At 68.7% G+C, this 10,788-nt stretch carries 10 protein-coding genes and 1 pseudogene; 2 read left to right on the top strand and 9 right to left on the bottom strand.

The genetic code is table 11. The features are described from left to right. Together NM2_RS32095 and NM2_RS32090 are read right to left on the bottom strand one after the other, a co-directional pair. Positions 1 to 701 (bottom strand): HAMP domain-containing protein (locus NM2_RS32095; RefSeq protein ID WP_169816275.1); only part of this gene is annotated, 701 nt, incomplete at its 3' end. Positions 702 to 734: 33 nt separating this feature from the next. Continuing rightward, positions 735 to 1,148, bottom strand: a complete 414-nt coding sequence (locus NM2_RS32090; RefSeq protein ID WP_084531780.1) for a response regulator — start codon at positions 1,146 to 1,148, stop codon at positions 735 to 737. Positions 1,149 to 1,977: 829 nt separating this feature from the next. On the opposite strand from NM2_RS32090, the gene NM2_RS32080 reads away from it, so the two are divergent. Then, on the top strand, positions 1,978 to 2,787 hold the full coding sequence (locus NM2_RS32080) for an Rv1486c family protein (RefSeq protein WP_067676802.1): 810 nt from the start codon (positions 1,978 to 1,980) through the stop codon (positions 2,785 to 2,787). A gap of 15 nt (positions 2,788 to 2,802) precedes the next feature. Here NM2_RS32080 and NM2_RS32075 read toward each other — a convergent pair whose 3' ends face one another. After that, a complete protein-coding gene (locus NM2_RS32075) occupies positions 2,803 to 3,294 on the bottom strand; it encodes a pyridoxamine 5'-phosphate oxidase family protein (protein ID WP_067676800.1) in 492 nt (163 codons plus the stop codon). Positions 3,295 to 3,361: 67 nt separating this feature from the next. Here NM2_RS32075 and NM2_RS32070 point away from each other — a divergent pair, with 67 nt between their 5' ends. After that, on the top strand, positions 3,362 to 4,156 hold the full coding sequence (locus tag NM2_RS32070) for a S1 family peptidase (protein WP_245718315.1): 795 nt from the start codon (positions 3,362 to 3,364) through the stop codon (positions 4,154 to 4,156). A 228-nt stretch (positions 4,157 to 4,384) separates the two neighbouring features. On the opposite strand, the gene NM2_RS32065 is transcribed toward NM2_RS32070, so the two are convergent. The 6 genes and pseudogenes from NM2_RS32065 to NM2_RS32040 form a co-directional block, all read right to left on the bottom strand. Continuing rightward, entirely contained in the window at positions 4,385 to 5,158 is a 774-nt protein-coding gene (locus NM2_RS32065; RefSeq protein ID WP_067676798.1) for a sulfite exporter TauE/SafE family protein, read from the bottom strand. A gap of 654 nt (positions 5,159 to 5,812) precedes the next feature. Then, positions 5,813 to 6,856: a ferrochelatase gene (locus tag NM2_RS32060; RefSeq protein WP_067676796.1), complete on the bottom strand. Its 1,044-nt coding sequence runs from the start codon at positions 6,854 to 6,856 to the stop codon at positions 5,813 to 5,815. Between the two features lie 96 nt (positions 6,857 to 6,952). Then, positions 6,953 to 7,780, bottom strand: a pseudogene (gene inhA / locus NM2_RS32055) (NADH-dependent enoyl-ACP reductase InhA); the annotation flags it as partial. A gap of 76 nt (positions 7,781 to 7,856) precedes the next feature. After that, complete coding sequence (fabG1, locus tag NM2_RS32050; protein ID WP_067676794.1) at positions 7,857 to 8,573, bottom strand: 3-oxoacyl-ACP reductase FabG1; 717 nt, start codon at positions 8,571 to 8,573, stop codon at positions 7,857 to 7,859. A gap of 146 nt (positions 8,574 to 8,719) precedes the next feature. Further along, positions 8,720 to 9,721: a VWA domain-containing protein gene (locus NM2_RS32045; RefSeq protein WP_067676792.1), complete on the bottom strand. Its 1,002-nt coding sequence runs from the start codon at positions 9,719 to 9,721 to the stop codon at positions 8,720 to 8,722. Continuing rightward, entirely contained in the window at positions 9,718 to 10,686 is a 969-nt protein-coding gene (locus tag NM2_RS32040) for a DUF58 domain-containing protein (RefSeq protein ID WP_157121440.1), read from the bottom strand. The genes NM2_RS32045 and NM2_RS32040 overlap by 4 nt, the downstream gene beginning before the upstream one ends. Positions 10,687 to 10,788: the final 102 nt, after the last annotated feature.

Genomic DNA, 10,788 nt, shown 5'->3' with positions numbered 1-10,788 from the left:
TTCTTCAACTCGAGAATCTCACCGCGCGCGTCGACCGTGATCTTCTGCGACAGATCGCCCTTCGCCACGGCGGTGGTGACCTCGGCGATCGAGCGCACCTGCGCGGTGAGGTTCCCGGCCATGATGTTCACCGATTCGGTGAGGTCACGCCAGGTGCCGGAGACCTCGGGCACCTTGGCCTGCCCGCCGAGCCGGCCCTCGCTGCCGACCTCCCGCGCCATACGCGTGACCTCGTCGGCGAACGAGGAGAGCTGATCGACCATCGTATTGATGGTGTTCTTCAACTCCAGCAGCTCACCCTTGACGTCCACGGTGATCTTCTGGGACAGGTCGCCCTTGGCCACGGCGGTGGCGACACCGGCGATATCGCGCACCTGGGAGGTGAGGTTGTCGGCCATCGCGTTGACCGAGTCGGTCAGATCCTTCCAGCTGCCCGATACCCCCGGAACCGCCGCCTGACCACCGAGTTTGCCCTCGGTGCCGACCTCGCGCGCCACTCGGGTGACCTCGGTGGTGAACAGGGCGAGCTGATCGACCATGCCGTTGAAGACGAGCGATATCTCGTCCAGGACCGGATCACCGACTTCGGGCAGGTACCGCCGGAAGTCTCCGTCGCGCACCGCTTTGAGGCCCTCCAGCAGTGGCTGGAGCCGCTCGTCGTTGCTGCTGACACGATCCGCCGCTGCGGTCTCGGTGGTCATCGCTGTCCCCGCTTCCCCTGGGGCCGTCGGAATCTATAGATCCACGTCGAAACAGTCCTCGCCCGCGGCGACCCGCCGCACGATCTCCAGCAGGTCGTCGAACAGGCCCGTCTTGAGCACCAGACCCGCGCCGCCGGCCTCCATCACCCGGTCGCGCATGGCCCGATCCGCATCCCCGGTGAAGACCAGCACCCTGGCCGCCGGGGATACCTCATGCAATCGCTCGATGGCATCGATGCCGTTACCGTCCGGCAGACGCCGATCGAGCAGAATGACATCGGGGCGGATACGGGCGGCCGCGGCTACGGTATCCGCGACAGAACCGGTCGTCTCGACCAGGTCGATGTCCTCGACCTGGTCGAACGCCGAATCGAGCGCGACCACCACCATGGGATGGTCTTCCGCCAACAGCAGCCTCGTGGGACTGCTCGAGATGTCAGCCGACATGAGTGTCAGTCTATTCCGCCAGCGCACCGCTATCCCCGGCTCGGTCCGACCAGACCGACCGTTCCGCCCCGAGCCCGCTGTTCTACTGCGCCGCCGGGGTGAATACGACGACTGTGTTGCCGTCCGCGTCGAGCGGGTGCGCGGAGATCAGCCTCAGCGGGGTGCGTGCCCGGAGTGCAGCCTCATCCCGCCCGGATCCACCTTGCGCACGTGCGCGCGACGTCGGCGATCCGAACGCGGAGCGCGGCGTATCCGGCATCTCCCGGCTCCAGCGGGGTGACGCCGCCAGCCGGGAGGACACCTCGATCACCCGGCGGCCTGCTGCACCATCCCTGCACGCACGGCAGCAGGCGGCGCGGCGGACGGTCCGATCACCCACGCCCCGGGCCGCGAGATCGAGTGTGGCGCCGTCCGATTCGTCGGATACGGCCGCCGTTGTCCTGCCGAGCCCGGCCTCGGCCGGCTCGAACGGCGTCTCGTGCATACGTCGCGGCGACCCCGATCGCGACGGCATCCGCCGGTGAGAAAGTCAACGGCGGCAAGGACATTCGCCGATCCAGGGCATAGCCACCGTGCACCCGGCATCGGCACGGCGGCCTGCCGTCGTGCCGAGATATCGCGTTCCACGGTGGCCGATACCGACCTGGTCGCGCACAGCGAACCCACGCGCGGTACGGCGGCGCGGAGCCGCCGTGCGCGAGTTCTCGACGAGAGTACAACCGATCGGTTCGAGTCATGACCTCCCCTGGTAGCGGATGCCACGCACAGTAGCGGCACGGACCGACACACACGGTCGGCTCACAAGCAACGGCGCAGTTATGCTCGAAACATGTGTTCTCCCAGTGCCACGCTGACGGCGTGGGCCGGCGCGTGGCTGGCCGGTCGCGGCGCGCCCGACGACGTGCTGGACTCGCTGCACGCCTGGGCGTCCCGCCAGCTGGTCGCCGCCGGTGACCCGGTCACCGGCGGGCATACCGGCCTGCCGTGGCCCGGCGGCGAGTCCCTCGACGGCGGCGGAGTCGGAATCATGTTGCTGCTCAAGCTGATTCGCGAGGAGTCCGGTAACCCGCGGGCGCGACTGCGGCTGGTGCTGCCGGTCCCCGGGGATGTGCGGGGCCTGCCGGCCAGCGGTGAATTCGCCGCCGCGGCCATCGAGGCGCAGGAGGGCGTTCTCGTCGGCGTGTGCGGCGCCGACGGCATGGGGCTGGTGCCGCAGTGGGTGGACGAGGAGACCCTGCAGTGGACCGTCTACCGCACGCCCATTCCGCAGATCGTGGAGCAGGACATGCCGCTCGGCGAGGCCGAGTACGCGATCCGCCAGGCCGTGCGCGACGCCGCGGACGCGCTGGCGCGCCTGCAGACCACCGGGGTGAACGCCGGTGGCGCCGATCCGCGCGAACTCATCGAGGACGAACTGGCCGAGTACTCCCGTCACGAATACCCCGATTCGATCCCGCTGCGCGCGCGGCGCATCCTGGACACCGCCGACCACGTGGCTGCGATCCTGACCGTCGCGCAGCACGAACCGGCGTCGGCGCCCACCTCGGCCAGTGCGCTGGCCGCGCAGGAGACCCTGCTGCGCCCGCTGTGGAACGCCATCCGCGCCGCCCGCCTGGCCGCGATACACGCGAGCGCGTGATCCGCGCGGCCAGTCTCAGTGTTTGACCACGACCCGCTCGGGCTCGCCGGGTTTCCAGATCACCACTTCCATCTGCCCGTCGCCGACCAGCGCGGCCGAGGCACCGGTGATATCGGCGGCGAAGAACGGCTCGAGCGTCTCCCCGCGCAGGTCGAATCCCGTATCCTCGTACAGCGATTCGGCCCAGCGACGCTGTAGTTCGGCATCGGGCACCTCGCGCACGGTGCCGAAGAGTTTCGCGTCGCCGTCGCCGACCTGCGGGTCGACGGTGGCCGTGTGCAGGCAGAACCGCGGATCGCGCCGCAGATCCTTGAATTTCGTGGTGCCGGGCATGCCCACCAGCCACAACTCCCCCTCGAAGATCCGCGGCTCCAAGGGACTGATCCGCGGATATCCGTCCGAGCGAGTGGTCGCCAGCAGGCACAGATTGCCGGCCGCCGTGTGCCGGCGCCGGAACACCTCCGAGATGCGCGGAGACTCCTGGGTGAACTCGGTCCAGATGGTCATGCCGGCAACGGTAGCCCCGCCCACCGACACATCCACCCGATCCCGGCTGCCGGACCGCTCTGATTGAATGGCCGCGGTCCTGTTTTCGGCAGATATCGAGGTCGCGTCCATGCACTCCCTCCGCAACGCCGCCGCGGTCCTGGCGATCGCCGCAGCCGGTTCCGCCGTCTGCGCGACGACGCCGGCCTCCGCAGTCGTCGGCGGCACGCAGGTGTCCGCTCCCGCCTATCCTTGGCTCGGCGCGATCGGCTCCCCCGTATTTCCGCTGCGGCCCGGCGGCCAGTTCTGCGCGGGCGCGCTCATCGCTCCGGACAAGGTCCTCACCGCGGCGCACTGCGTGATCTTCGCCGAGCCCGCCCCGGCGGCGCTGACGGTCACCTTCGGCCGCGCCGACCTGACGCAGCGGGACGGAATCACCATGGGCGTCAAGGCGATCCGGGCGGATCCCGAATTCCGCATCTCGACCTTCGCCGGTGACCTGAGTTACCACCACGATGTCGCCGTCCTGACCTTGCAGGCCCCGCTGTCCATCCCCACCGCCCATATCACCGCACCACACGGCCCCACCGCCACGGTCGTGGGCTGGGGAGCGACCTCCAACGCCGACGATTCGAACGCACACCTGCACGTGGCCACCGTGCCGCTGGCCTCCGACGCCTCCTGCGCGGCCGCCTACGGGGCCGAATTCGACCCGGCCGAGGCCCTGTGCGCCGGATCGACCATCGCCGACACCGCCGAATTCGACAGCGGCGGACCACTTCTCGTGGATGGCGCGGTCGCCGGAATCACCGCCTGGGGTAAGGGCGCGGCACAACCCGGCTATCCGGGCGTCTACGCCCGCATCCCGTCGGGCGGCCTGTGAAGCCCGCTGCTGCCGGGTGTGCGCCAGTGTGCGGCCGTTCGGAGCGATGGTGAAGGCGGACGCGGGAGGGTCCCGCAAGGAGAAAGGCTCCGACAATCGCGCGAAAGCCCGGGTCGAGGTCGCAAGGGCGCACGCGAAAGTGGCCGACACGCGCGGGGATTGGGCGCACAAGCATTCGACACGCGAGGCGCTGGTCGGAATCTCCACCTCTGCAGAGTGGAGAGGTTGTCAAAGAGCGAATTTCACGGCCATGGCGATACCGCAGGTCGCCGCGATGACCCGTAGCGCGGTACTCGGCAGCCGCCGCGCGAACGCCGGGCCCACCCAGCCGCCGATCAGGAATCCCAGGCCGAGCGGTACGACCGCGGCCCAGTGCACCGGCCCGAAAAGGGCGAATCCCACTGCGGCGGTACCGTTCGCGCACATGCTGACGGTGTTCTTCACCGCGTTGACCTGCTGCGGCGTCCATCCCGGGAACATGGCGGTGAGAATCGCCAGGATGAGGATGCCGCCCGCGGCGCCGAAGTATCCGGCGTAGATCGCCGCCCCGAACAACAGGATCCGCAGCCCACGCTCGCGCCACCGTCGATCCGCGCCGTCGTACGCCGCCCGCAGCCGCGCCAGCCGCGGCTGGGCGAGCAGGAAGACCGACGCGCCGCCGATCAGGAACGGCACCACGACCTGGAACGAGGACGCAGGAGCGAGCAGCAGTGTGAGCGCCCCGACGGTGCCGCCCGCCGCGGCCAGCAGACCCAGTCGCAGTGTCACGCCGCCGCGGCCGGCCAGTTCCGTGCGCGAACCCGCGGTCGAGCCCAGACCGGTGAACACCAGCGCCACGGTATTGGTGACATTCGCCGCGACCGGCGACAGACCGAATGCCAGCAGCGCCGGAAATGAAACCAGCGAAGCCAGACTCACCAGAACGCTGACCAGGCCAGCGGCGAAGCCGACACCCAGCAGCTCGAGCGCCTGCCATGGGCCCACCGGCACACCATCCCTCATCTACTCCGGACACCATTCACCATCACCCGCACGGTCCGAAGCGCCAGGATGACGCCCTCATTCAAACATCCCATGAATATCGGCGCATTGGAGATACCGGCGCACCGGCGGATCCGCGCGCACCTGTGAGTAGCACGACGAGCGATCGAGCCGGTGGCACAACGGGATTCGAGTAGTGACCTACTCGGGTCCGGAGCCGCCGGCCCGACATACGCTTTCAGCAACATCAGAGTTCGACAGCAGCACAACAAGGTTCACCAAAGTTCGACCGCACTGTCGAGAAGGCCCACGCCAGCCATGTCGGCGCGCGCAAGGTCGAAGTAGCCAAGGTCGACGTGAGCAACGTCAAGGTAGGCAACGTCGACGTAGGCAAGGTCAAAGTAAGCAACGTCACGGTAAGCAACGTCAAAGTAAGCAGCAAGGTCAAGGTAAGCAACGTCAGGTTCGCGATTCGGCGCGGTAGCGCCGGCGAAGTAACGACGTCACCGAATCGACCTCGGACTGGGATCACCCGGTGCGCGGCGGGCGCTACGCCCGTGCAGCGTCCCGGCCGGTGAGAACCGAATCCCACCCGCGGCGACGGTGCGGCTCGACTTCCCGCCGGGTGACCACACCGAGTACGCACGCCGCCGGGCCCACCGCCCGGCCGGTGAGCTATCGCGTACGGCGCGGCGGCTCGCAGCAGCCGACGGCGCACGGCGCACCGTTCACGGTGCAGCCGTAACCCGGAACCGCGCCCAGACGACGTGGGGCCACGTCGGTGAGGTGTTCCTCGACGAGTTCGGCGATGAGCCGGGCGAAGCGTGGATCGGTTCCCGGGGTTGCCGCGCGGACGAAGGCCATACCGAGTTCGTCGGCCTTCCGACGCGCCTCGTTGTCCAGGTCCCAGACCACCTCCAGGTGGTCCGAGACGAAGCCGACCGGGCAGACGACGACCGCGTCGACGCCGGTGGCCGAAAGTTCGTCCAGGTGGTCGACGATGTCGGGTTCGAGCCACGGCACCTGCGGCGGGCCCGAACGGGACTGCCACACCACGTCGTACTCGGCGAATCCCGTTGCCGCCGCGCATAACCGGGCCGTCTCGGCGACCTGACGACTGTAGAGTTTCCCGCCCTCGGCCGGCGGTCCGGCCGAGGCGTCCGCGGACACGGGAATCGAATGTGCGGTGAACACCAGCCGCGTACGGTCCCGGCGCTGCGCCGGAATCTCCTGTAGCGCACCGCGAATCGCGTCCGCGAAGGATTCGATCAGCAGCGGGTGATCGAAGTACTGGCGCAACTTCACCAGTCCCGGTGCGTCCGTGACCGTTTCGCGCGTCCGGAGAATGTCCTCGTCGTACTGGCGGCACCCCGAGTAGCCGCCCCACGCCGAGGTCGGGAACACCAACGCGGTACCGATGCCGTCCGCTCGCATCGCCCGGACCGTGTCCTCAGCCATCGGATGCCAGTTGCGATTGCCGAAGTACACCGGCAGATCGATACCGCGCGTGGCGAATTCGGCCTCGAGCGCCGTGATGATGTCACGGTTGAGCGCATTGATCGGCGAGACGCCGCCGAAATGCAGATAGTGCTGCGCGACCTCCTCGAGCCGCTCGCGCGGCACGCCCCGGCCCCGAGTGACGTTCTCCAGGAACGGCATCACGTCCTCGGGACGTTCGGGACCGCCGAAGGACAGCAGCAGAACCGCGTCGAATCCCATCGGCGACGAGACTCAGTGTGTATGAGGCAGGCTCGCGGGCCCTGCGTGGTTATGCTCCGCTGCCGCCTCCGGGCCTGACGCGAGCCTGCCGGTCCCGGAGAAGTTCTCGGGGAACCAGGTGTTGTGGCTCGCGCCGCCGTCGACGTAGATGATCGACCCGGTGGTGCCGGGCAGCCAGTCCGACAGCACGGTGACGATCGAGCGGGCCACCACGGTCGGATCGTCCACGTTCCAGCCGATCGGCGACGCGCCGTCCCAGTAGGTGTTGAGCATGTTGAGCTGCTTGGCGTCGTCGGTCGCGGTACCGGCGATGGCCTTGGCCGCGAGGGTCTTGATCGGACCCGCGGCGATCAGGTTGGAGCGGACCCGCTTGGCCTCGCCCACCTCGCGCGCGACGTACCGGTTCACCGATTCCAGCGCGGCCTTGGCCACGCCCATCCAGTTGTAGTACGGCATCGCGGTGCGCGGATCGAAGTCCATGCCCACGATCGAACCGCCCTCGTTCATCGCGGGCAGCACCGCGCGCGCCAGCGAGGCATAGCTCCAGGCCGAGATCTCGAACGCCTTGGCCGCATCCGAGCCGGGACCGTTCAGGAACGGCAACGCCTCCGGGCCCATCAGGGTGCGCGGGGCGAAGGCGATCGAGTGCAGCACGCCGTCCACACCCTCGGGCGCGTGCTCGCGAACCCGGTCCGCCAGGCTCGCGAGATCGTCCTCGCTGGTCACATCCAGCCCGATGGCCGGGGGAACCTCCTGCGGCAGCCGCTTGGCGATCCGGTCGATCAGCCGCAGCCGCTCCGGGATGCCCGTGATGATCACCTTGGCACCCTGTTCCTGCGCGACCGCGGCCGCGTGGAACGCGATCGACGAATCGGTGATGATCCCGGTGATCAGTACGGTCTTGCCGTCGAGCAATCCGCCCATGAGTTGTCGGTTCTCCTCGTTGAAATTCTGCGTGGGTGTGACGGTGTGGTAGCCGGACGCGCGGGTGCGGGCCCGGTCAGTGCCCCATGCCCAGGCCGCCGTCGACCGGGATGATCGCGCCGGAGATGTAGGCGGCGTCGTCGGAGGCCAGGAAGCTGATCGCGGCGGCGACGTCCTTGGGATCACCGATCCGACCGGCCGGAATCGCCTTGAGGGCGACCTCCTTCATCTCGTCGGTCATATCCTCGCGGGTCATGTCGGTATCGATGAAACCGGGCGCGACGACGTTGGCGGTGATGTTGCGCGAGCCGATCTCGCGGGTGATCGCGCGGGCCATGCCGACCAGGCCGGACTTGGCGGCCGCGTAGTTCACCTGACCGGCCATGCCGATCTGGCCGACCACCGAGCCGAGGAACACGATCCGGCCCCAGCGGGCCCGCAGCATCGCGCGGTTGGCCCGCTTGGCCACCCGCCACGCACCGGTCAGGTTCGCGTCGATGACGCGGGCGAACTGGTCCTCGCTCATCCGCATCAGCAGCGTGTTGTCGACGATGCCCGCGTTCGCGATCAGCACCTCCACCGCACCCTGATGAGCCTCGACCTCGCCGAATGCGCGATCGATCGATTCCGCGTCCGTCACATCGCATTTCACGCCGAACAGCCCGTCCGGCACCCCCGAACCACGATGGGTGACCGCTACCTTGTGTCCGTCCGCGGCGAGCCGCTGCGCGACCGCGAGTCCGATGCCGCGATTGCCACCGGTGACGAGTACCGACCTGGAAGTTGTAGGCATAGAGCCAAACTTAACGCGTCGGTACCGAAACGCCCACCGCGGGGGCGCGGTATGCCCCGGGCGACGCGGCCCCGACCCGGCGACGGACGCCGCCCGCATCGCCCGATGCGATGAGACGGCGTCCGTCACAACGGTTTTCGTTCGGATCAGGGCAGGCGCTGACGGTACACCAGACCTGTCACGACACCGGCCGCGCTGATCAGCAAACCCAGCAGCAGCCACGGCCGGCTGGCATCGCCGACGACCGTTTCGTACCCGATCTGACTCTGCAACTTGTCGTACGCGTTGTTGAGTTCCTGCAGCGACGTCGCGGTGAAGAACTGCCCGGCGGACAGATCCGCGACCTTGTGCAGCGCGTCGTCGTCGACGGGCACCGGCTGGCCCTTCGAGCCGCCGGAACCGTCCGGAATGTCGACCACGCCCCACTGGGTGCCGAACGAGATCGTCGAGATCGGCACGCCCTTCTGCTTGGCCAGTCGCGCGGCCACGAACTCGTGCCGGGGGTTGTCGACGTCGTCCGCGTCCGGCACCGTCTGTTTGCCGTCGGACATCAGCACGATGCGCGCGGGCGGCGGCGAGGACGCGCCGCCGAGCACCGTGGCCAGGGTGTCGATCGCGCTGAGGCTGGTGAAGATGCCCTCACCCGTCGCGGTCCGTTCGGCGAGCTGCAGATTGTTCACCGCCGCCTTGACCGTCTCGTGGTTCGTGGTCGGATTGACCAGCAACGAGGCGGTACCGGCGAAACTGACCAGCCCGAGATTGATACCGCGCGGCATCGAGTCGATGAACCTGCCCGCGGCCTCCTTCGCCGCCTGGATGCGGCTGGGCTTGACGTCGGTGGCCTCCATCGACAGCGAGACGTCGATGGCCAGCACCACCGTGGCGCGGTTGCGCGGCACCTTCTTGGCCATGGTCGGCCCGGCCGCCGCGACCGTCAGCAGAACCAGCCCGACCAGTATCAGCGCCACCGGGGCGTGCCGCCACGCACTGGGCCCCTTCGGGCTCACGCCCTCGAGCAGCTCCATATTCGCGAACCGGAGCATATGCCGTTTACGGCGGCGCTGGACGGCTACGTACAGCAGCGCGATCAGCACGATGACGATCAGGAACAGCAGCCAGATCGACGCGGTGAAGTGCGAAATACTCACTGAAGAGGTACCTGCCCGGTCGGGGCGCCGAAGGTGTGGCGCCGGGTGGACACGAACCGGACCACGTCGGAGATCCAGTCACGGTCGGTGCGCAACCGCATCACCGGCGCGCCGCATCCGCGCAGCTCCGACTCCACCTGCTGACGGTGCAGCTGCGCGGCTCGGGTGAAATCGGCTCGCAGCGCGGGGGTTACGGTGAATTCGCGGGTGTGGCCGGTCTCCGGATCGTGCAGCACGACGTCACCGACGTCGGGCAGATCCAGATCCAGCGGATCGAGCACCTCGACGGCGAGCAGATCGTGCCGGCCCGAGACCGCGCGCAGCGACCGCTGCCAGTCCAGATCGCCGAGGAAGTCCGAGATCACCACGGCCAGACCGCGTTTGCGCTGCGGGCGGCGGAGCGATTCGATCGCGCCGCGCAGATCTCCGCGCACGCCGTCCGCGGCGCGCGGTGTGGTGGCGATGCGACGCAACATCGCCTGCGCGTGCATGCGCCCGCTGCGGGCGGGCAGCCGCACCAGACGGTCGCCGGTGGCGACGATCGCACCGATCCGGTTGCCGCCACCGCTGGTCAGATGGGTGATCGCAGCCGAAGCCGCGATCGCCAGATCGCGTTTCTGGCAGCCCGCGGTGCCGAAGTCCAGGCTCGCGGACAGGTCGACCACCAGCCACGTCTCGAGTTCGCGGTCCGCGATCATCTGCCGCACGTGCGGATGGGTGGTGCGCGCGGTCACCGACCAATCCATTTGGCGCACATCGTCACCCGGCTGATACAGCCGGGCATCGCCCGGCTCCGAGCCGGGCCCGGGAATCAGACCGAGGTGGTCACCGTGCAGTACGCCGTCCAGACGACGCCGCACGGTCAGCTCGAGCGTTTTCAGCGCCGCGGTCAGCCGCGGATCGGTCAGGTCGCCGCCGCGGAAGGACGGCGGGGCATGTGAGGGACTGTTCGACGAAATCGTCACCGGCGCAACCGAATCCTGCACCCCGCGCCTCACTGACGGTGCGGCTGGCCGTTCGGCGCCGACGGCGCGGGCGGCTGGGGAACCGCCTGCTGCGGAGCCGGG

Source organism: Nocardia miyunensis NBRC 108239 (assembly GCF_001613065.1).
GTDB lineage: Bacteria > Actinomycetota > Actinomycetes > Mycobacteriales > Mycobacteriaceae > Nocardia > Nocardia miyunensis.
This window is presented reverse-complemented; position numbering and strand designations above follow the sequence as displayed.

Coding starts and splice junctions, on each gene's coding strand:
- NM2_RS32070 (WP_245718315.1), top strand. CDS start 3,362: ATGGCCGCGGTCCTGTTTTCGGCAGATATCGAGGTCGCGTCCATGCAC.
- NM2_RS32065 (WP_067676798.1), bottom strand. CDS start 5,158: ATGAGGGATGGTGTGCCGGTGGGCCCATGGCAGGCGCTCGAGCTGCTG.
- fabG1 (WP_067676794.1), bottom strand. CDS start 8,573: ATGCCTACAACTTCCAGGTCGGTACTCGTCACCGGTGGCAATCGCGGC.
- NM2_RS32060 (WP_067676796.1), bottom strand. CDS start 6,856: ATGGGATTCGACGCGGTTCTGCTGCTGTCCTTCGGCGGTCCCGAACGT.
- NM2_RS32075 (WP_067676800.1), bottom strand. CDS start 3,294: ATGACCATCTGGACCGAGTTCACCCAGGAGTCTCCGCGCATCTCGGAG.
- NM2_RS32080 (WP_067676802.1), top strand. CDS start 1,978: ATGTGTTCTCCCAGTGCCACGCTGACGGCGTGGGCCGGCGCGTGGCTG.
- NM2_RS32090 (WP_084531780.1), bottom strand. CDS start 1,148: ATGTCGGCTGACATCTCGAGCAGTCCCACGAGGCTGCTGTTGGCGGAA.